The 19,529-nt window shown below is 71.9% G+C and carries 21 protein-coding genes; 20 read left to right on the plus strand and 1 reads right to left on the minus strand.

The features are described from left to right. Positions 1-84: 84 nt before the first annotated feature. The 18 genes from MRBLML1_RS13110 to MRBLML1_RS13195 all read left to right on the plus strand — a co-directional run bounded on the left by MRBLML1_RS13110 (position 85) and on the right by MRBLML1_RS13195 (position 17,191). A complete protein-coding gene (locus MRBLML1_RS13110; RefSeq protein ID WP_364516505.1) occupies positions 85-1,101 on the plus strand; it encodes an ABC transporter permease in 1,017 nt (338 codons plus the stop codon). A 13-nt stretch (positions 1,102-1,114) separates the two neighbouring features. Then, positions 1,115-2,209, plus strand: coding sequence for an ABC transporter ATP-binding protein (locus MRBLML1_RS13115; RefSeq protein ID WP_364516507.1), 1,095 nt, complete (start codon positions 1,115-1,117; stop codon positions 2,207-2,209). Next, positions 2,206-3,432 carry an ABC transporter ATP-binding protein gene (locus MRBLML1_RS13120; protein WP_364516509.1) on the plus strand — a complete coding sequence of 409 codons (1,227 nt, stop codon included), beginning with the start codon at positions 2,206-2,208 and terminating at the stop codon, positions 3,430-3,432. The genes MRBLML1_RS13115 and MRBLML1_RS13120 overlap by 4 nt, the downstream gene beginning before the upstream one ends. A 33-nt stretch (positions 3,433-3,465) precedes the next feature. Then, entirely contained in the window at positions 3,466-4,827 is a 1,362-nt protein-coding gene (locus MRBLML1_RS13125; RefSeq protein WP_364516511.1) for a replication-associated recombination protein A, read from the plus strand. Positions 4,828-4,838: 11 nt separating this feature from the next. After that, complete coding sequence (locus MRBLML1_RS13130) at positions 4,839-5,381, plus strand: hypothetical protein (RefSeq protein WP_364516513.1); 543 nt, start codon at positions 4,839-4,841, stop codon at positions 5,379-5,381. Beyond that, entirely contained in the window at positions 5,378-5,662 is a 285-nt protein-coding gene (locus MRBLML1_RS13135; RefSeq protein WP_364516515.1) for a DUF6167 family protein, read from the plus strand. Before MRBLML1_RS13130 ends, MRBLML1_RS13135 begins: the two co-directional genes overlap by 4 nt. Then, the gene (alaS, locus tag MRBLML1_RS13140) at positions 5,659-8,367 is read left to right on the plus strand and encodes an alanine--tRNA ligase (RefSeq protein ID WP_414691247.1); all 2,709 of its coding nucleotides are present in this window, start codon (positions 5,659-5,661) and stop codon (positions 8,365-8,367) included. The genes MRBLML1_RS13135 and alaS overlap by 4 nt, the downstream gene beginning before the upstream one ends. 10 nt (positions 8,368-8,377) lie before the next feature. After that, the gene (gene ruvX / locus MRBLML1_RS13145; RefSeq protein ID WP_364516517.1) at positions 8,378-8,848 is read left to right on the plus strand and encodes a Holliday junction resolvase RuvX; all 471 of its coding nucleotides are present in this window, start codon (positions 8,378-8,380) and stop codon (positions 8,846-8,848) included. After that, positions 8,841-9,947 carry an endolytic transglycosylase MltG gene (gene mltG, locus MRBLML1_RS13150; protein WP_364516519.1) on the plus strand — a complete coding sequence of 369 codons (1,107 nt, stop codon included), beginning with the start codon at positions 8,841-8,843 and terminating at the stop codon, positions 9,945-9,947. Before ruvX ends, mltG begins: the two co-directional genes overlap by 8 nt. After that, positions 9,934-10,755 (plus strand): shikimate dehydrogenase, encoded by an 822-nt coding sequence (locus tag MRBLML1_RS13155; protein ID WP_364516521.1) that lies wholly within the window; start codon positions 9,934-9,936, stop codon positions 10,753-10,755. The genes mltG and MRBLML1_RS13155 overlap by 14 nt, the downstream gene beginning before the upstream one ends. Before the next feature lie 9 nt (positions 10,756-10,764). Further along, on the plus strand, positions 10,765-11,490 hold the full coding sequence (locus MRBLML1_RS13160) for a prepilin peptidase (RefSeq protein ID WP_364516523.1): 726 nt from the start codon (positions 10,765-10,767) through the stop codon (positions 11,488-11,490). Between the two features lie 24 nt (positions 11,491-11,514). Next, on the plus strand, positions 11,515-12,693 hold the full coding sequence (aroC, locus tag MRBLML1_RS13165; RefSeq protein ID WP_364516525.1) for a chorismate synthase: 1,179 nt from the start codon (positions 11,515-11,517) through the stop codon (positions 12,691-12,693). Next, positions 12,690-13,205: a shikimate kinase gene (locus MRBLML1_RS13170; protein ID WP_364516527.1), complete on the plus strand. Its 516-nt coding sequence runs from the start codon at positions 12,690-12,692 to the stop codon at positions 13,203-13,205. The genes aroC and MRBLML1_RS13170 overlap by 4 nt, the downstream gene beginning before the upstream one ends. Then, positions 13,202-14,296 carry a 3-dehydroquinate synthase gene (gene aroB / locus MRBLML1_RS13175; protein ID WP_364516529.1) on the plus strand — a complete coding sequence of 365 codons (1,095 nt, stop codon included), beginning with the start codon at positions 13,202-13,204 and terminating at the stop codon, positions 14,294-14,296. The genes MRBLML1_RS13170 and aroB overlap by 4 nt, the downstream gene beginning before the upstream one ends. Beyond that, positions 14,293-14,742 carry a type II 3-dehydroquinate dehydratase gene (locus tag MRBLML1_RS13180; protein WP_364516531.1) on the plus strand — a complete coding sequence of 150 codons (450 nt, stop codon included), beginning with the start codon at positions 14,293-14,295 and terminating at the stop codon, positions 14,740-14,742. The genes aroB and MRBLML1_RS13180 overlap by 4 nt, the downstream gene beginning before the upstream one ends. Positions 14,743-14,814: 72 nt before the next feature. Then, the gene (gene efp / locus MRBLML1_RS13185; protein WP_364516533.1) at positions 14,815-15,381 is read left to right on the plus strand and encodes an elongation factor P; all 567 of its coding nucleotides are present in this window, start codon (positions 14,815-14,817) and stop codon (positions 15,379-15,381) included. Next, complete coding sequence (gene nusB / locus MRBLML1_RS13190) at positions 15,381-15,788, plus strand: transcription antitermination factor NusB (protein ID WP_364516535.1); 408 nt, start codon at positions 15,381-15,383, stop codon at positions 15,786-15,788. The genes efp and nusB overlap by 1 nt, the downstream gene beginning before the upstream one ends. 23 nt (positions 15,789-15,811) lie before the next feature. Continuing rightward, a complete protein-coding gene (locus MRBLML1_RS13195; protein WP_364516537.1) occupies positions 15,812-17,191 on the plus strand; it encodes a dihydrolipoyl dehydrogenase family protein in 1,380 nt (459 codons plus the stop codon). Here MRBLML1_RS13195 and MRBLML1_RS13200 read toward each other — a convergent pair. After that, positions 17,184-18,155, minus strand: coding sequence for a phosphatase PAP2 family protein (locus MRBLML1_RS13200; protein WP_364516539.1), 972 nt, complete (start codon positions 18,153-18,155; stop codon positions 17,184-17,186). The genes MRBLML1_RS13195 and MRBLML1_RS13200 overlap by 8 nt on opposite strands. 120 nt (positions 18,156-18,275) lie before the next feature. Between MRBLML1_RS13200 and MRBLML1_RS13205 the strand changes: the two genes are divergently transcribed. Beyond that, positions 18,276-18,446 (plus strand): CsbD family protein, encoded by a 171-nt coding sequence (locus MRBLML1_RS13205; protein ID WP_364516541.1) that lies wholly within the window; start codon positions 18,276-18,278, stop codon positions 18,444-18,446. Positions 18,447-18,531: 85 nt separating this feature from the next. Next, complete coding sequence (locus tag MRBLML1_RS13210; RefSeq protein WP_364516543.1) at positions 18,532-19,512, plus strand: TIGR03557 family F420-dependent LLM class oxidoreductase; 981 nt, start codon at positions 18,532-18,534, stop codon at positions 19,510-19,512. Positions 19,513-19,529: the final 17 nt, after the last annotated feature.

Here is a 19,529-nt window from a genome sequence, read left to right on the forward strand (position 1 = left end):
CGGGGGTGGGGCCCATGCGGGCCCCACCCCCTCCAATGCCCGCCCCTTGCCGGCTCGCGCCGGCACAGCCAGTGAGGTGTCTCCATGTTCGCGTTCGCCGTACGGCGCGTGTTCGTCGGCGTGCTCATGCTCATCGCGATGAGCCTGGTCGTCTTCATCCTCTTCTTCGCCGGTCCCGTGGACGCCGCGAAGTACGCCTGTGGCCAGAAGTGCAACCAGCAGGCCATCGACGCCACGGCCAAGTCCCTGGGCTTCGACAAGCCGGTCGTCGAGCAGTGGGGCTCCTTCATGACCGGTCTGGTCAAGGGGCGTGAGTACCCGCTCGACCCGGAGATGCGCAAGGCCGCCCCGGAGACCGTGACCCGCTGCGACGCTCCCTGCCTGGGCTACTCGGTGCCCGACCAGCAGACCGTCAACGAAGAGCTCGCCAACAGCGCGCCCGTGTCGATCTCGCTGGCCGTCTTCGCGATCATCGTCTGGCTGACCTTCGGCATCCTGCTCGGCGTCCTCGCCGCTGTCGTCAAGGGCACGCTCCTGGACCGCGGCATCGTCGGGTTCAGCCTCCTGCTCTACGCCTTTCCGACCTTCTTCATCGGCGCGCTGCTGCTGAAGTTCGTCGCGATCAAGTGGGACCTCTACCCGGTCCCCGAGTACGTCTCCATCGCCGACGGAGGCATCGGCCAGTGGGCGACGAACCTGGTGCTGCCCGGCATCACCCTGGCCGTGTTCTACATGGCCGGCTACGTCCGGATGTCGCGCGCCTTCGTGCTGGAGTCGATGTCCGAGGACTACATCCGCACTGCTCGGGCCAAGGGCCTCAAGGGCCGCACCGTGCTCTTCAAGCATGGCCTGCGCGCGGCGCTGACGCCGCTGGTCTCGATGGCGGGTCTCGACATCGCCGCCGTCCTCGGCGGCGCCATCATCACCGAGGACGTCTTCAACTTCTACGGGCTGGGGCGTCTCGCCGTGTCCGCGAGCCGCAACTTCGACCTCTCCATCCTGGTCGGTCTGGTGCTCGTGCTCGGCGCGCTCGTGATCGTCGCGAACATCATCGTCGACATCCTCTACGCCTTCATCGACCCGCGGGTCCGCGTTGCCTAGGAAGGACGACCCGATGACTCTCTCGACCGACGAGGGCACCCTCGCGCCGAGCCAGCTGCCCAGCTCCTTCTTGTCCGTGCGGGACCTGAAGGTGCACTTCCCGACCGTCGACGGCATCGTCAAGGCGACCGACGGCCTGAGCTTCGAGCTCGAGCGCGGCAAGACCCTCGGCATCGTGGGCGAGTCGGGCTCCGGCAAGTCCGTGTCGAGCTCGACGATCATGGGCCTGCACCGTGGCTCGAACGCGCAGATCTCCGGCCAGATCCTGCTCAACGGCACGGACCTGCTCACGATCAGCGACGAGGAGATGCGCCAGCGCCGCGGCAGCGACGTGGCGATGATCTTCCAGGACCCGCTGTCCTCGATGCACCCCTACTACAAGGTCGGCGACCAGATCGCCGAGGCCTACCGGGCGCACCACCAGGTCTCCAAGAAGGTCGCGCGTGCTCGTGCGGTCGAGATGCTGGACCGGGTGGGCATCCCGCAGCCGGACCGCCGGGCGGACAGCTACCCGCACCAGTTCTCCGGCGGCATGCGGCAGCGCGCGATGATCGCGATGGCGCTCATCAACGACCCGAGCCTGCTCATCGCCGACGAGCCGACCACCGCGCTCGACGTGACGGTCCAGGCGCAGATCCTGGACCTGCTGCAGGACCTGCAGCGCGACTTCGACGCCGCGATCATCATCATCACCCACGACCTCGGGGTCGTGGCGGAGATGGCCGACGACGTCCTGGTGATGTACGCCGGGCGGTGCGTCGAGTACGGCTCGACCAACCGGCTGCTGACCCACCCCGAGATGCCCTACACCTGGGGCCTGCTCTCCAGCGTGCCCGACATCGCCGCGCCGGTGGACGCCAAGCTGATCCCGGTCCGCGGCAACCCGCCGAGCCTGCTCAACCCGCCCGCCGGCTGTGCGTTCAACCCCCGCTGCGACCACAGCAGCAAGGTGCCCGGCGACCGGTGCTTCGTCGAGCTACCGGAGCTGACCCCCGGCCGCGACGGCGGCAGCCACCTCAAGCGCTGCCACCTGGAGAACCCGGACGAGGTGTACGCCGAGGAGATCCTTCCCGAGATCGCCCCTGACCTGGTCGAGGAGCCCCGATGACCGCCGCACCCGACAACGAGCAGACCGCCACCGACACCCTGGTGCCGGCGGAGGGCCACGGTGCCAACGTGCTCCCGGCCGAGCTCAAGCCGATCCTGGAGGTGGAGAACCTCCGGATGCACTTTCCGGTCAAGGGCGGCGGGCTGATCCGCCGTACGGTCGGGCACGTCCAGGCCGTCGACGGGGTTTCCTTCCAGGTCCCCGCCGCCAGCTCGCTGGGCCTGGTGGGGGAGTCCGGCTGTGGCAAGTCCACGACCGGCCGCGCGATCGCGCGCCTCTACGAGCCGACCGGAGGGTCGATCTCCTTCGAGGGTCGCGACATCACCCACGCCAACCGGCGTGAGCTGATGCCGCTGCGGCGCGAGATCCAGATGATCTTCCAGGACCCCTACACCTCGCTGAACCCTCGGCACACCGTCGGCTCGCTGATCGGTGCGCCGCTGGAGATCCACAAGGTGGTGCCGAAGAACAAGATCCTCTCGCGGGTCCAGGAGCTGCTCGAGATCGTCGGTCTCAACCCCGAGCACTACAACCGCTACCCGCACGAGTTCTCCGGCGGCCAGCGCCAGCGCATCGGCATCGCCCGCGCGCTGACCCTCCAGCCGAAGCTGCTCGTCGCCGACGAGCCGGTCTCCGCGCTCGACGTCTCGATCCAGGCGCAGGTCATCAACCTGCTCCAGGACATCCAGCGCGAGTTCGACGTGGCGTTCCTGTTCATCGCCCACGACCTCGCCATCGTCCGGCACTTCTGCCCCGAGGTCGCGGTCATGTACCTCGGCAAGATCGTCGAGATCGGCGACCGGGAGTCGATCTACGGCAACGCCCACCACCCCTACACCCAGGCGCTGCTGTCGGCCGTGCCCGACGTGAAGCAGGCCGTGACGGGCAGCCGGATCGAGCGGATCCGGCTCGAGGGCGACGTACCGAGCCCGATCGACCCGCCGTCCGGCTGCCGCTTCCGCACCCGTTGCCCGCTGGCGCAGGAGATCTGCGCCAAGCACGAGCCGCCGCTGCTGCAGATCGGCCGTCGCCACAAGGTGGCCTGCCACTTCCCGGGCCGCCTCGGCGAGCACCCGCGGGAGCCGCTGACCGCGGGTCTGCTCGGCGTCGACGTCGAGGGCCGGCCGGACCCGGGCGCGAGCCCGAGCACGGACCTCGTCGAGCAGCCGGGGTACGCCGACACCTGGTTCGACCTCGACAACAAGTCCATCGGCCGGGCGTGAGCCCGGCCGGCGAGCCTGACTAGGCTCGTCGTCGTGGAGGACGAGCCCCAGCTTTTCGACACCCCGTCGTCGCGGGGGACGACGACCGGCGGGTCCCTGAGCGACGCCGCCCACGCGGCGGCGCCGCTCGCCGTGCGGATGCGTCCGCAGGGCCTCGACGAGCTCGTCGGGCAGGCGCACCTGCGCGCGCCCGGGTCGCCGCTGCGCCAGCTCGTGGAGGGCGACCAGTCGCTCTCGCTGCTGCTGTGGGGGCCGCCGGGCACGGGCAAGACGACGATCGCCTCGATCATCAGCCAGCAGACCGGGCGACGGTTCGTGGAGATCTCGGCGGTCTCCGCGGGGGTCAAGGAGGTCCGGGCCGCGATCGACAGCGCCCGGCGCCAGCTGGTGGCGACGGGGGAGGAGACCGTCCTCTTCGTCGACGAGGTGCACCGGTTCAGCAAGGCGCAGCAGGACGCGCTGCTGCCAGGCGTGGAGAACCGGTGGGTGACGTTGGTGGCGGCGACCACCGAGAACCCTTCGTTCAGCGTGATCTCGCCGCTGCTCTCGCGCAGCCTGCTGCTGCGCCTGCAGTCGTTGACCGACGACGACGTCGCCGAGGTGCTCGACCGGGCCGTCACCGACGAGCGCGGGCTCGCCGGTGAGCTGGAGCTGGAGGACGCGGCCCGGGAGCACATCGTGCGCCTGGCCGGCGGCGACGCCCGGCGCTCGCTGACCTACCTGGAGGCGGCGGCCGGTGCGGCGCGCTCGAAGGGCAGCACCACCATCGACGTGGAGACGGCCGAGACGGCGGCCGACCAGGCGGCGGTGCGCTACGACCGCGACGGCGACCAGCACTACGACGTCGTCAGCGCCTTCATCAAGTCGGTGCGGGGCTCCGACGCCGACGCGGCGCTGCACTACCTCGCGCGGATGATCGAGGCGGGGGAGGACCCCCGCTTCATCGCCCGGCGGCTGATGATCCTGGCCAGCGAGGACATCGGCCTGGCCGACCCGACGGCACTGACGACGGCGGTCGCCGCCGCGCAGACGGTCCAGCTGATCGGGATGCCGGAGGCCCAGCTCACCCTGGCGCACGCGACCATCGCGCTCGCCGTGGCGCCGAAGTCCAACGCGGTCACCACCGCGATCGGCGAGGCGATCGCCGACGTGCGCGCCGGCAAGATCGGCAACGTCCCCTCCCACCTGCGCGACGCCCACTACGCCGGCGCCAAGGGACTGGGCCACGGCGTCGGCTACGTCTACGCCCACGACGCGCCCTACGGGGTGGCCGAGCAGCAGTACGCGCCGGACGTCGTCAAGGACGCGGCCTACTACCGGCCGACCGAGCTCGGCGCGGAGGCGGCCGTGAGGCAACGGTGGGAGCGGGTTCGTCGCATCATCCGCGGCAAGTAGGCTTGTCTGTCGTGACCACCCACCTCGTCGTCCCCGACTTGCTGGCCGTGGTGACCCTGCTCGCCCTGGTGGTCCTGGTGGCCGCCGTGCTGGGCCTGCAGCGCTCGCTGCGCCGCTCGCGGCAGCAGACCGAGGCGCTGCTGGACGCCGCGGCGAGCGATGCCGACGCCCTGCGCGAGCAGCTGGCGGGGTTGGAGGTGCGGCTGCGGACGCAGACCACCGCCGTCGAGACCCGTGACCGGGTGCCGGTGGCGGTCGTCGACGACCGCGAGTACCTCATCACCGACCTCGGCCAGGACCGCGGGCCGCGCACGCCCGCGCGCGTCGTACCGGCGCCGTTGTTCGCCGACATCCTGGTGCGGGAGTCGGTCATCAAGACCGCCGCTCTCGCCGCCGGTCTGCGCCGGGCGCTCTCGCCCGAGGTGCGCAACCGGATCCGGTTCGAGATGAAGCGTGAGGTCAAGCGCTCGCGCAAGCAGCGCAAGCTGATGCTCAGGGCCGCCCGCCGCGACTGGGAGGCCCGCGAGCGTGCCGGGGTCGAGGTGTCGTCGTGATCCGGACGGGTGTGGTCTTCGCGGCCGGTGCCGCCGCCGGTGTCTACGGCCTGGTCAAGGTACGACGCCTGGCCGAGGCCTTCACCCCCGACGGCATGCGCGACCGCGCCAACGCGGTCTTCCTGGGCGTGCGGATGTTCGCCGACGAGGTCGCCCAGGGCCAGGCGGACGCGGAAACCCATTTGCGGGAGCGCTACCGCGCTCTGGAGGCTGGATCACGCAGCACCATGACGGCCCCGCTGGCCGCCTTGACGAACCGAGAAGAGGAAGACCCCCGATGAGCGACCGGTACCTGAGCAGCGCGGAGATCCGCAACCGGTTCCTGGCCCACTTCGAGGGGCGCGGGCACACGGTCGTGCCGTCGGCGTCCCTGCTGCTGGACGACCCGAACCTGCTCTTCGTCAACGCCGGCATGGTGCCCTTCAAGCCGTACTTCCTCGGCCAGGAGAGCCCGCCCTTCCCGCGCGCGACCAGCGTGCAGAAGTGCGTGCGGACCCTCGACATCGAGGAGGTCGGCAAGACCACCCGGCACGGCACGTTCTTCCAGATGAACGGCAACTTCTCCTTCGGCGACTACTTCAAGGAGGGCGCCATCCAGTACGCCTGGGAGCTGGTCACCGGCGCCCAGGCCGACGGCGGCCTCGGCTTCGACCCGGACAAGATCTGGGTGACGGTGCTGCCCGAGGACGACGAGGCGCGCCAGCTGTGGAAGAGCGTCGCCGGCCTGCCCGAGGAGCGCATCCAGCCGCGCGGGCTCAAGGACAACTACTGGAACATGGGCGTCCCCGGCCCCGGTGGCCCCTGCAGCGAGATCTACGTCGACCGCGGGCCCGAGTACGGCCCCGACGGTGGTCCTGACGCCGACGAGGACCGGTTCCTGGAGATCTGGAACCTGGTCTTCATGCAGGAGGAGCTCAGCGCCGTCCGGGCGAAGGACGACTTCGACATCGCCGGCCCGCTGCCGAGCAAGAACATCGACACCGGCATGGGCCTGGAGCGGGTCGCCTACCTGCTGCAGGGCAAGCAGAACCTCTACGAGATCGACTCCGTCTTCCCGGTCATCGAGAAGGCGCAGGAGCTGAGCGGCAAGAAGTACGGCGCCGGCAGCTCGGAGGGGCACGTCGACGACGTACGCTTCCGGGTCGTCGCGGACCACGTCCGCAGCTCGCTGATGCTCATCGGCGACGGTGTCACCCCGGGCAACGAGGGGCGCGGCTACGTGCTGCGCCGGCTGCTGCGCCGCGCGGTGCGCAACATGCGCTTGCTGGGTTACCAGGACCCGTCCCTGCCCGAGCTGCTGCCGGTCTCCCGCGACCGGATGGGGGAGAGCTACCCCGAGCTGGTCAGCGGCTGGGACCGGATCGCGCAGGTCGCGTACGCCGAGGAGGAGGCCTTCCGCAAGACCCTCCAGGCCGGCACGCAGATCTTCGACCTCGCCGCGAGCGAGGTGAAGAAGTCCGGTGCCAGCACGATCGCCGGCGACAAGGCGTTCGCGCTGCACGACACCTACGGCTTCCCGATCGACCTGACCCTGGAGATGGCCGCCGAGGCGGGGCTCTCCGTCGACGAGCCCGGCTTCCGGCAGCTCATGGGCGAGCAGCGCGAGCGCGCCAAGGCCGACGCGCGCGCGAAGAAGGGCCAGCACGCCGACACCGGCGTCTACCGCACCATCCTCGACAGCAACGGCCCGACCGAGTGGCTGGCCTACGAGACGCTCGAGACCGAGTCGCGGCCGTTGGCGCTGCTGCGCGAGGGCGTGGCGGTCCCCGCGCTGGCCAACGGCGAGGTCGGTGAGCTGGTGCTCGACCGCACCCCGTTCTACGCCGAGTCCGGTGGCCAGGCGGCCGACGCGGGCGTCATCGAGTTCGAGGGCGGCACGCTGGAGGTGCTCGACGTGCAGCGCCCGGTGCGTGGCCTGGTCGTCCACCAGGTCCGCGTGGTCGACGGCGAGCTGGTGTCGACAGGCTCGACCGGCGGCCCGACCCTGCACGCCCGGGTCGACCCCGAGTGGCGCACCGGCGCGCGTCAGGCGCACTCCGGCACGCACGTCATCCACGCGGCGCTGCGCGAGGTGCTCGGGCCCACCGCCCTGCAGTCCGGCTCCTACAACCGGCCGGGCTACCTGCGCCTCGACTTCGGCTGGCTCAACGCGCTCAGCCCCGACCAGGTCCACGAGATCGAGCACGTCGCCAACAACGCGCTGCGCGCCGACCTGCCGGTGGGCTGGGACTACATGACGCTGAGCCAGGCCAAGGAGTGGGGCGCACTCGCCCTCTTCGGCGAGACCTACGACGACCAGAAGGTCCGCGTCGTCGAGATCGGCGGCCCGTGGTCGCGCGAGCTCTGCGGTGGCACCCACGTCGACCACTCCAGCCAGATCGGCACGATCGTGGTCACCGGCGAGTCCAGCGTCGGCTCCGGCAACCGCCGGATCGAGGCGCTGACCGGCGTCGAGGGCTTCTCCTACCTCGCCCGCGAGCGGGACGTGGTCAACCAGCTCTCCACGCTGCTCAAGACCCAGCCCGACGACATCGTCGGCCGGGTCGGTGACCTCGTCGAGCGGCTCAAGCAGAGCGAGAAGGAGATCGAGAAGGTCCGTCTCGCCCAGCTGCTCTCCGGTGGCGCGGCGCTCGCCGAGGGTGCCGTCGACGTCAACGGCGTGCGCCTGGTGGCCCAGCGCCTCGACGGCGCGAGCGGCGGCGACGTACGCACGCTGGCGACCGACGTCCGGGCCCGGCTGACCGGCGACACGCCGGCGGCGGTGGTGCTGGTCGGCGCGGCCGACGGTAAGGCGGCGATCGTGGCGGCGCTCAACGACGCGGCCCAGGCCCGCGGCCTCGCTGCCGGCGACCTGGTCCGCGCGGCGGCTCCCTTCCTCGACGGCAAGGGCGGCGGCAAGGCCGACCTGGCGCAGGGTGGCGGCACCGACGTGAGCCGGATCGACGAGGCGTTGGCCGCGGTGACCGCGGCGGTCGCATCGGCGTGAGGCTGCGCCGTTGAGGACCGGCGTCCGCCTCGGCGTGGACCCCGGCGACGCCCGGATCGGCGTCGCCCGCAGCGACCCGTCGGGGATGCTGGCGACCCCCGTCGAGACGGTACGACGCGGCAAGGGCGACCTGCGCCGGATCCACCAGATCGCGACGGCCGAGCAGGCGGTGGAGATCGTCGTCGGGCTGCCCCGCTCGCTCTCGGGCAGCGAGGGCCCGGCGGCGCTGAAGACCCGCGACTTCGCGGCCCGCCTGGCGCGTCGCGTGGCGCCGCTCCCGGTGCGACTGGTCGACGAGCGGCTCACCACCGTGACCGCGGAGGCTATGCTGCGCGACCAGCGCAAGGGCGCGAAGCGACGAGCCGTGGTGGACCAGGTGGCGGCCGTCGTGATCCTGCAGAACGCGCTGGACACCGAGCGCGCCACCGGCACCCCTCCGGGGGAGCCGGTGCCCCCCAGGGACGAGGAGACGAATGACTGAGTCGGTCCTGCCGCAGCCGGGTCGCCGGCGCTCCCGGAAGCGGCGCTCGGGCTGCCTGCCGATCCTGCTGGTCGCGGTGCTGTTCTGCGCGATCGTGGCGTGGTTCGCCCGTGGGGCGATCTCCGACGTCAAGGACATGTTCGCCGGCCCCGAGGACTACGCCGGTCCGGGCTCCGGTGCGGTGACCGTGGTGATCGACCCCGGCCAGAGCATCAGCTCGATGGGCGACCGGCTGGAGGGGCTCGACGTGGTCGCCTCGGCCGACGCCTTCGTGGACGCCGCGGGCGACAACCCGGACTCGCAGTCGATCCAGGCGGCGACGTACCAGATGAAGAAGCAGATGAAGGCCTCCGACGCGGTCGCCTTCCTCGCGAACCCGGAGAACGCCGGTGCCGGCAACACGGTCACCGTGCCCGAGGGTGCGCGGGTCGGTCAGATCGTCGACGCGATCGTCAAGAAGACCGACTTCACCGAGAAGCAGCTCACCGACCTGCTCGACAAGCCGGCCAGCATCGGTCTGCCGGCCGAGGCGGCGGGCAACCCCGAGGGCTACCTCTACCCCGCGACGTACGAGATCTCCGAGAGCACCACCCCGAAGAGCCTGCTCACCCAGATGGTCGCGCAGACCGCGAAGGCCGAGCAGGACCTCGGCATCACCGCGGCGGCGAAGAAGCTGGGCCTGACGCCGCACGAGGTGATCACGGTGGCGAGCATCCTGGAGTACGAGGCCAACCGCGGTCCGGACTACCCCAAGGTCGCCCGGGTGATCTACAACCGGCTCGACGACGGCATGGCGCTGCAGCTGGACTCGACGGTGTCCTACGTCAGCAAGCGCAAGGGCGACGTGTGGACGACCTCGGAGGAGCGCGACAGCGAGTCGCTCTACAACACCTACAAGCACACCGGCCTGCCGCCGGGGCCGATCGGCTCGCCCGGCAAGGAGACCATCCAGGCCGCGCTCAACCCGGCGCAGGGCTCGTGGCTCTACTTCGTGCCCGACTACGAGAACAAGACGACGGTCTTCTCCACGACGCTCGCCGAGCACAACGTGGCGGTCAACCGGCTGCGGGAGTACTGCCGTACCCATGACGAGTGCTGAGCGGCGCCGGTACGGCGTGGTGGGCGACCCGGTGGCCCACTCGCTGTCGCCGGCGCTGCACCGCGCGGGCTACGCCGCGCTCGGCATCGACGCCCGGTACGACGCCGTACGGGTCCCGGCGGGCACGCTGGCCACGCACGTGGCCGGCCTCCGCCCGGAGTGGGGCGGGCTGTCGGTCACCGCGCCGCTGAAGCGGGAGGCGCTCGCACTGGCCGACACGGTCACCGAGCGGGCGACGCTGGCCGGCGGAGCCAACACGCTGGTGCGCACCGAGCGCGGCTGGGCGGCCGACAACACCGACCTGCCGGGCGCGGTGGCCGCCGTCCGGGAGCGGTACGACGGCCCGGCGGGTGTCGCCACGATCATCGGCGCCGGTGCGACGGCGGCCTCGGTCGGCCTGGCCCTCGCGGACCTCGGGGTGCGCACGGTGCGCCTGCTGGCCCGCGACCCGGGCCGGGCGGAGGAGACGGTGCGGGCCCTGGCGGGCGACCCGCGGCTGGAGGTCGACGTGCTGCCGCTCGAGGGAGCGGCCGTGGTCGGCGAGGTCGTCGTCTCGACGATCCCGGTGGCGGCGCAGGACGAGGCACTGGTGGCGGCCACCGGCGGCGCCGCGGTCGTCTTCGAGGTGGTCTACGACCCGTGGCCCTCGCCGTTGGCGGCGGCCGCCGCGGAGCGCGGGCAGGTGCTGGTGTCCGGGCTGGACCTGCTGGTGCACCAGGCGGTCCTCCAGTTCGGGCAGTTCACTGGTCACAACGGACCACTGGAGAGCATGCGCGCGGCGGGCGAGCAGGCGCTCGCGAGCCGCTAGGTTCGCGGGATGGACGTGCTCCCCGCCCTCGTCGGCGCGCTCGCCGGCCTGCTGGGTGGCCTGGTTGTGCCCCGGCTGATCGCGTGGTGCCCCGAACCGGAGGTCGACCCGGAGGAGGACCCGGAGGACTTCCCGGACCACGTGCCCTTCGCCGTGCTCGCGGCCCGGCCCGGCCTGGCGCTGCGCTGCGCGCTCGCGTGCGCGGTGGCCGGCGCCGTCCTCGGGCTGGCGGTCGGCTGGGGCTGGGGGCTGACCTGGGTGCTCTTCCTGGTGCCGGTGTGCTGCGCGCTGACCGTCATCGACTACGTGACGTGGTACCTGCCCTCGCGACTGATCCACCCCTCCTGGGTGGTCGTCGCAGTGCTCCTCGGCGTGGCCGCGGTCGCCCTCGGTGAGCCCCGGATCCTGGTCAACGGCGTCATCGGGTTCCTCGCCCTCGGCGCCTACTACGGCCTGATGCGGCTGCTGATGCCCGCCGGGATGGCCGGCGGCGACGTACGGCTGGGGGCGTTGCTGGGCCTGGCGCTCGGCCCGTTCGGCGTCGGGGCGCTCTTCGTCTCGGTGCTGGCCGCCTCGTTGCTCTCGGTGCTCGCCTACGTGCCGCTGCTGCTGCGCGGCCGGGCCATCCGCAGCGAGCGGGCCCGGGGGCCGCTCAAGCACCGGGTGCCCTACGGGCCGTTCCTGGTGCTCGGAGCCCTGGTGGCGGTCGTGGTGGGACAGGTCCTGGCCGGCTGAGCGCCGCGTGGGAGACTTGCCCCCATGTTGCGCTGGTTGACCGCGGGGGAGTCCCACGGCCCCTCGTTGGTCGCGATCCTGGAGGGCCTGCCGGCCCATGTGGAGGTCACGACCGACGACATCTCCGACTCGCTGGCCCGGCGCCGGCTCGGCTACGGCCGCGGCGCCCGGATGAAGTTCGAGGCCGACGCGGTCACGATCACCGGCGGCGTACGGCACGGCCGGACCCAGGGGGGCCCGGTCGCGATCCAGGTCGGCAACACCGAGTGGCCCAAGTGGGAGACGGTCATGGCGGCCGACCCGGTCGAGCCCGAGGTGCTGGAGAAGCAGGCGCGCAACGCGCCGCTGACCCGCCCGCGCCCGGGCCACGCCGACCTGGCCGGCATGCAGAAGTACGACTTCGAGGACGCCCGCCCGATCCTGGAGCGCGCCTCGGCGCGGGAGACCGCCGCCCGGGTGGCCCTGGGCCGGGTCGCCAGCAACTTCATCGAGCAGGCCACCGGCGCCCGGATCGTCAGCCACGTGCTGGAGATCGGCGGGGTCCGCACGCCCTCGCGCGAGCTGCCCACCGCCGACGACGTCGCCCGCCTCGACGAGGACCCGGTGCGCTGCTTCGACGCCGACGGCTCGAAGCAGATGGTCGAGCGGATCGACCAGGCGCACAAGGACGGCGACACCCTGGGTGGTGTCGTCGAGGTCGTCGTCCACGGCTTGCCGCCGGGGCTCGGCTCGCACGTGCACTGGGACCGGCGCCTCGACGCCCGCCTGGCCGGTGCGCTGATGGGCATCCAGGCGATCAAGGGCGTGGAGGTCGGTGACGGCTTCGAGCTGGCTGCCACGCCCGGCTCGCTGGCCCACGACGAGATCGTGCCGACCGACGAAGGACTGCGCCGGGTCTCGGACCGCTCCGGCGGCACCGAGGGCGGGATGAGCACCGGCGAGGTGCTCCGGGTCCGGGCCGCGATGAAGCCCATCGCCACCGTCCCGCGCGCGCTGCGCACGGTCGACCTCGCCACCGGCGAGGAGGCCGTCGCCCACCACCAGCGCTCCGACGTGTGCGCGGTGCCCGCGGCCGGCATCGTCGCGGAGGCGATGGTGGCGCTGGTGCTGGCGGACGCGGTGCTGGAGAAGTTCGGCGGCGACTCGATCGGCGAGACCCGCCGCAACGTGCAGACCTACCTCGACACGCTCCGCTACCGGTGAGCGCTCCCCGGGCGGTCCTGGTCGGCACCATGGGCGCCGGCAAGACGACCGTGGGCAGGCTGGTCGCCGAGGCGCTCGGGGTGGGCTTCGCCGACTCCGACCACCTCGTCGAGGAGCGGGCCGGCAAGAGCGTCCAGGACGTCTTCGTCGACGACGGCGAGCAGGCGTTCCGGGCCCTGGAGCGCCAGGTCGTCGCCGCGGCGCTGGACTCGCACGACGGCGTCCTGTCGCTCGGCGGCGGCGCGGTCCTCGACCCGGCCACCCAGGCACTGCTCGCGGCGCACCAGGTGGTGTTCCTGCGGGTCGGGCTCGCCGACGCGGTCAAGCGGGTCGGCCTCGGGGTGGGCCGGCCGCTGCTGCTCGGCAACGTCCGCTCCCGGGTCAAGCAGCTGCTCGACGAGCGGACCCCCGTCTACGAGGGCCTGGCCCGGGTGGTCGTCGAGACCGACGGGCGCACGCCCCAGGACGTCGCGGCCGAGGTGCTCGCGGCCATCACCGGAGGAGAGTCGTGACCGAGTCGACCATCAGCGTGGCCACCGCGTCGCCGTACGACGTCGTGGTGGGCCACGGCGTCCTCGACCGCCTGCGCGGGCTGCTGCCCGCCGGCGTGCAGCGGGTCGCGATCGTCTGCCCGGAGTCCCTGGAGGACCTCCTCGACCCCTTCGCCGACCTGCTCGACGGCCTGGATGTCGTCGTGCTGCAGGTGCCCGACGGTGAGGAGGCGAAGAGCTGGGAGGTCGCCGCGGCGTGCTGGGAGGCGCTCGGCGAGGACGGCTTCACCCGCTCCGACGCCGTCGTCACCCTCGGCGGCGGCGCGACCACCGACCTCGGCGGCTTCGTCGCCGCCACCTGGCTGCGCGGGGTCGCGGTCGTGCACGTGCCGACCACGCTGCTGGCGATGGTGGACGCGGCGGTCGGTGGCAAGACCGGCATCAACACCCCCGCGGGTAAGAACCTCGTCGGCGCCTTCCACGAGCCCGCGGGCGTGCTCTGCGACCTGGCCCTGCTGGCGAGCCTGCCGCGCGCCGAGCTCGTCGCCGGCCTCGGGGAGGTCGTCAAGTGCGGCTTCATCGCCGACCCGCGGATCCTGGAGCTGGTCGAGACGACCGACCCGGCCGCCCTCACCCCGGACTCGCCCGTGCTGCGGGAGCTCGTCGAGCGCGCGATCCAGGTCAAGGCCGACGTGGTCGCCGGCGACCTCAAGGAGCAGGGCGGCGTCGACGGTCACCCCGGCCGGGAGGCGCTCAACTACGGCCACACCCTCGCCCATGCCATCGAGCGGGCCACGGACTACGCCATCCGGCACGGCGAGGCCGTCGCGATCGGGTGCGTGTACGTCGCCGAGCTGGCCGCGCGCGCCGGCTCGCTCGCCCCCGAGGTGGTCACCCGCCACCGGGAGACGTTCGGCCGGGTCGGGCTCCCCACCTCGTGGGCGGGTGCGCCCTTCGAGGACCTGCTCGCCACGATGCGGGTCGACAAGAAGTCCCGCGGCAACCAGCTCCGCTTCGTCGTCCTGGAGGAGGTCGGCCGCCCGGTCGTGCTGGCCGGGCCCTCGGAGGAGGACCTGCGCGCGGCGTACGCCGCCCTAGGATCCGGGGCATGAGCAAGCGCGACGTCTACGTCCTCAACGGCCCCAACCTGGGCCGGCTGGGCAAGCGGCAGCCGGAGATCTACGGCACCACGACGCACTTCGACCTGCAGGACGTGCTCATGCCGCGGTGGGGCAAGGAGCTGGGCCTGAAGATCCACTTCTCGCAGACCAACCACGAGGGCGAGCTCCTCGACTGGCTCAACCACGCCGCCGACAAGGCGTGGCCCGTCGTGCTCAACGCGGGTGCCTGGACGCACTACTCCTACGCCCTCTACGACGCCTGCGCGCAGCTCACCGCGCCGCTCGTCGAGGTGCACATCAGCGCCCCGTCGAAGCGTCCCGAGGAGTTCCGGCACACCTCGGTGGTCACCCCGCACGCCGCGAAGGTGATCGAGGGCGAGGGCATCGACGGCTACCGGCAGGCGCTGGAATTCATCGCAGCGCACCCGGCCCACTAGACTCGTCCGCTGGCCCTGTGTCGCTTGCTGGGGCCACACCGATCTTCGACATCTCGAACAGAAGGCTGACGCATGGCAACGACGAACGACCTCAAGAACGGCATGGTGCTCAACCTGGAGGGCCAGCTCTGGCAGGTGGTCGAGTTCCAGCACGTGAAGCCGGGCAAGGGTCCCGCGTTCGTCCGCACCAAGCTCAAGCACGTCGAGTCGGGCAAGAACGTCGACAAGACCTTCAACGCCGGCACCAAGGTCGAGACCGCCACGGTCGACCGCCGCTCGTTCCAGTACCTCTACAACGACGGCACCAACTTCGTCTTCATGGACGTCCAGGACTACGACCAGATCGAGGTCACCCCGGAGATCGTCGGCACCGCCGCCGGCTTCCTGCTGGAGAACCAGGACGTCGTCATCGCCACGAACGAGGGTCGCGTCCTGTTCATCGAGATGCCGGCCTCCGTCGAGCTCGTGGTGTCCTACACCGAGCCCGGCGTCGTCGGTGACTCCGCGACCGGCCGCACCAAGCCGGCCACGCTGGAGACCGGCGCCGAGATCCAGGTCCCGCTCTTCATCGAGCAGGGCGAGAAGATCAAGGTCGACACCCGCGAGGGTGGCTCCTACCTGAGCCGTGTGAAGGGCTGATGGGAGCCCGGACCAAGGCCCGCAAGCGCGCCCTCGACGTCCTCTACGCCGCCGACCTGCGCGGTGAGACGGGCGTCGAGGCCCTCGCCCGGGTGACGGCCGAGGGCGAGGCCCCGAGCAACCCCTACACGGCCACCCTCGTCGAGGGCGTGACCGAGCGGCGTCCCCGCATCGACGAGGTGCTCAGCGAGTTCTCCACCGGCTGGTCGCTCACCCGGATGCCCGCCGTCGACCGCAACGTGCTGCGGATCGGCGTGTGGGAGATGCTCTGGGCCGACGACGTGCCGGACACGGTGGCGGTGACCGAGGCGATGGCCCTGGTCCGCGAGCTGTCCACCGACGAGTCGCCCGCCTTCGTCAACGGCGTCCTCGGCGCGATCCAGCGGAGCAAGTCGACCCTCGTCTGAGGACGGTGTGACAGGCTGGGCCCATGGCTGAGCCTGCTGAGGTCGATGTCGTCGTCATCGGACTGGGACCCGGGGGCGAGTACGTCGCCGCCGAGCTCGCCCGGGCCGGACTCTCGGTGGTCGGGGTGGACCGCCGGCTCGTCGGCGGCGAGTGCCCCTACTTCGGGTGCGTGCCCTCGAAGATGATGATCCGCGCGGCCGACGCGCTCGCCGAGGCCCGCCGGGTCGGGGCGCTCGGCGGCACGAGCGAGGTGCACCCGGACTGGACGCCTGTCGCGGACCGGATCCGCGACGAGGCCACCGACGACTGGGACGACGAGGTCGCGGTCAAGCGGCTGGAGGACGCCGGCGCCCGCTTCGTGCGCGGCGAGGGCCGGCTCGACGGCCCGGGCCGGGTGGTCGTGCGCACCGACGACGGCGAGGTCGTGCTGACCGCACGTCGCGGGGTGGTCCTCAACACCGGCACCGAGCCCGCCGTGCCGCCGATCGACGGGCTGGCGGACACGCCGTACTGGACCAACCGGGACGCGGTGAAGGTGCGCGAGCTGCCCACCAGCCTGGTCGTGCTCGGCGGGGGCGCGATCGGCTGCGAGCTCGCCCAGGCCTTCTCCCGGTTCGGCGTCGAGGTCACCGTCGTCGAGGCCGGCGAGCGGATCCTCGGCCCCGAGGAGCCCGAGGCCAGTGCCGTCGTCGCGGCGGCCCTGGAGGCCGAGGGGATCACCGTCAAGGCCGGCGTGGGCGTCACCAGCGTGACCCACGAGGGAGCCTTCAGCATCGGGCTCGCCGACGGGTCCTCCGTCGGGGCGCAGGCGCTGCTGGTGGCTGCCGGCCGTCGTACCAACCTCGGAGGGATCGGCCTCGACACCGTCGGCGGCGACCCCTCCGCCCGGACCATCGACGTCGACGAGCGGATGCGGGTCACCGGGGTCGACGGCCTGTGGGCCGTCGGCGACATCACCGGCAAGGGCGCCTTCACGCACATGTCGATGTACCAGGCCAAGGTCGCGGTCCGCGACCTCACCGGCGAGGACGGCCCGTGGGCCGACTACCGCGCGGTCTCGCGGGCGACCTTCACCGACCCCGAGGTGGGCTCGGTCGGGCTGACCGAGAAGCAGGCCCGCGACGCCGGGCTGGACGTCGGCACCGGGACGGCGAAGCTGCCCGAGTCCAGCCGCGGCTGGATCCACAAGGTCGGCAACGACGGCGTCGTCAAGGTCGTCGCCGACCTCGACCGCGGCGTCCTGGTCGGCGCCACGGCGGTCGGCCCGGCCGGCGGCGAGATCATCGGCATGCTGGTGACCGCCGTGCACGGCGAGGTCCCGATCGAGACGTTGCGCGGGATGCACTTCGCGTACCCGACGTTCCACCGCGCGATCGAGACCGCGCTCGGCGACATCAGCTGATCGGCGCAGGTGCCCGGGCCGCCTTGCGCCGGTCCCACCACGCCCAGCCGGCCATCACCACGACGACCAGCAGGGCGCCGGCGATCTCGTCGATGACGTAGTGCTCGGCGTAGTAGACGAGCGCGAACAGCATGCTCGCGGGGTAGAGCAGCACGGACCAGCGCCACGGGTTGCGGTAGCGGGCGATGACCCACCAGGCGATGAAGATGGCCAGGGCCGAGTGCAGCGACGGCATCGCCGCGACCTGGTTGCCGATCGCGGAGACGTTCTGGTGGGCCGTCGTGGTGCTGCCTGTCGACGCGCTGAGGTCGAACCAGCCGCGGCCGGTGATCCGGGCGACGTCGTCGGTGAGGTAGCCGTCGCGCGCGGCCATCCACGGCGGGGCCATCGGGTAGAGGACGTAGCAGACCACCGACAGCGAGATGATCACCAGGTAGCGCCGCATGAACCAGATCCACTCGTCGCGCTTGCGCTTCCACAGCACGGCACCGATGGCGAGCGCCGCGAAGAAGTGGGAGTAGTAGACGGTGGTCAGCACGACGTCGTACCAGCGGGGGGCCAGCGACTGCCGGCACGGGACGCCGCAGAACTTCTCCTGCAGCCACTCCGTCGGCAGCACCCCGCCGAAGAGCCAGCGGTCGGCCTCGATCGGCTCGGTGACGTGCACCGAGAACGCGCCGAGGTCGTCGGAGATCCCGCGGCTGTAGAGGTAGGCCAGCAGCACGACGAACGGCGGCCACCAGTCGCGCAGGAACGCCAGGTGCTCGCGCACCGGACGGCGCACGTCCCAGGCGACCGTGGCGAGCCACAGGATGATCACGACCTGGTAGCCCTGCCGGGGCAGGCCGCTGACCTGCATGTACGCCACCAGGCCGGCCACGAAGGCGAGCACGCCCAGCACCCGGACCAGGTCGACCCGGGGCAGCGTCGCCGCCGGGACCGCCTCTGCTTCACCACCCGTCATCACGACCTCCAGTCACGGAGGTTAATGGTTGGTGCCCGGGGGATCAGCCCGGGGGCGCCGGGTACCAACCGGTCACGGCCGCGTCCGACGCGGCACCGACACCGAAGGGAGTGGACCAGCATGGGTCTCGACGACAAGCTGAAGAACACCGCCGAGGAGAAGATCGGTGAGGCCAAGGAGGCCGCCGGCAAGGCGACCGACAACGAGGACCTCGAGGCGGAGGGCAAGGGCGACCAGGCCAAGGGCGCCATCAAGCAGGCCGGCGAGAAGGTGAAGGACGTCTTCAAGTGAGCGCCTGAGACACCACAGCAGCACCGGAGGGGCCCCGCGTGGGCCCCTCCGTCATGTCCGGAGCACGAGCGGGTACGGCGCAGCCATGACCCGATTCGGCTACACCCTGATGACCGAGCAGAGCGGCCCCAAGCAGCTGGTGGGCTACGCGCAGGACGCGGAGCGGCGCGGCTTCGACTTCGCGGTCTGCAGCGACCACTACTCGCCCTGGCTGGTGGAGCAGGGGCACGCGCCGTACGCCTGGACGGTGCTGGGCGCCGTCGCGCAGGCGACCAGCGAGCTGGACCTGATGACCTACGTCACCTGCCCGACGCTGCGCTACCACCCGGCGGTGGTGGCGCAGAAGGCCGCGACGCTGGGCGTGCTCTCCGACGGCCGGTTCACCCTCGGCCTGGGCACGGGGGAGAGCCTCAACGAGCACGTCGTCGGCGCGGGCTGGCCCGGCGTCGCGACCCGGCAGGAGATGCTCGCCGAGGCGATCGACGTGATCCGGGCGCTGCACACCGGAGAGCTCGTGGACCACTCCGGGGAGTACTTCCAGGTCGACTCCGCCCGGATCTGGGACCTGCCCGACGAGCCGGTCGGGATCGGGGTGGCGATCGGCGGCGACCGCGCGATCGAGGCGTTCGCCGCCAAGGCGGACCACCTCGTCGCCGTGGAGCCCGAGAGCGCGTTCATCGAGTCGTGGAACGCCACGGACGGCGCCCCCGAGATCGGTACGACGGCGCGGGCCGTCGGCCAGGTGCCGGTCTGCTGGGCGCCGACCGCGGACGAGGCCACCGAGCTCGCGCACGAGCAATTCCGCTGGTTCGGCGGCGGCTGGAGCGTCAACGCCGACCTGCCGACCCCGGCCGGCTTCGCGGGGGCCAGCCAGTTCGTGCGTCCCGAGGACGTGTCCGGCTCGATCCCGTGCGGTCCGGACCTGGACGCGATCGCGGAGGCGGTGCTCGCCTTCCCGGAGGCGGGGTTCACCGACGTGGCGCTGGTGCAGGTGGGCGACCGGCACCAGCAGCGCTTCCTCGACGAGGCCGCCGGCCCGCTGCTGGAGAGGCTGCGCAACGCCTGACCCCGGTGCGACCCCAG

This window comes from Nocardioides sp. LML1-1-1.1, assembly GCF_040676175.1.
In the GTDB taxonomy this organism is placed as follows: Bacteria; Actinomycetota; Actinomycetes; order Propionibacteriales; family Nocardioidaceae; genus Nocardioides.

Bases quoted from the DNA above. Each gene is read 5' to 3' on its own strand.
- MRBLML1_RS13110 (WP_364516505.1), top strand. From the start codon at position 85: ATGTTCGCGTTCGCCGTACGGCGCGTGTTCGTCGGCGTGCTCATGCTC.
- MRBLML1_RS13115 (WP_364516507.1), top strand. From the start codon at position 1,115: ATGACTCTCTCGACCGACGAGGGCACCCTCGCGCCGAGCCAGCTGCCC.
- MRBLML1_RS13120 (WP_364516509.1), top strand. From the start codon at position 2,206: ATGACCGCCGCACCCGACAACGAGCAGACCGCCACCGACACCCTGGTG.
- alaS (WP_414691247.1), top strand. From the start codon at position 5,659: ATGAGCGACCGGTACCTGAGCAGCGCGGAGATCCGCAACCGGTTCCTG.
- mltG (WP_364516519.1), top strand. From the start codon at position 8,841: ATGACTGAGTCGGTCCTGCCGCAGCCGGGTCGCCGGCGCTCCCGGAAG.
- MRBLML1_RS13155 (WP_364516521.1), top strand. From the start codon at position 9,934: ATGACGAGTGCTGAGCGGCGCCGGTACGGCGTGGTGGGCGACCCGGTG.
- MRBLML1_RS13160 (WP_364516523.1), top strand. From the start codon at position 10,765: ATGGACGTGCTCCCCGCCCTCGTCGGCGCGCTCGCCGGCCTGCTGGGT.
- aroC (WP_364516525.1), top strand. From the start codon at position 11,515: ATGTTGCGCTGGTTGACCGCGGGGGAGTCCCACGGCCCCTCGTTGGTC.
- MRBLML1_RS13180 (WP_364516531.1), top strand. From the start codon at position 14,293: ATGAGCAAGCGCGACGTCTACGTCCTCAACGGCCCCAACCTGGGCCGG.
- efp (WP_364516533.1), top strand. From the start codon at position 14,815: ATGGCAACGACGAACGACCTCAAGAACGGCATGGTGCTCAACCTGGAG.
- nusB (WP_364516535.1), top strand. From the start codon at position 15,381: ATGGGAGCCCGGACCAAGGCCCGCAAGCGCGCCCTCGACGTCCTCTAC.
- MRBLML1_RS13195 (WP_364516537.1), top strand. From the start codon at position 15,812: ATGGCTGAGCCTGCTGAGGTCGATGTCGTCGTCATCGGACTGGGACCC.
- MRBLML1_RS13200 (WP_364516539.1), bottom strand. From the start codon at position 18,155: ATGACGGGTGGTGAAGCAGAGGCGGTCCCGGCGGCGACGCTGCCCCGG.
- MRBLML1_RS13205 (WP_364516541.1), top strand. From the start codon at position 18,276: ATGGGTCTCGACGACAAGCTGAAGAACACCGCCGAGGAGAAGATCGGT.
- MRBLML1_RS13210 (WP_364516543.1), top strand. From the start codon at position 18,532: ATGACCCGATTCGGCTACACCCTGATGACCGAGCAGAGCGGCCCCAAG.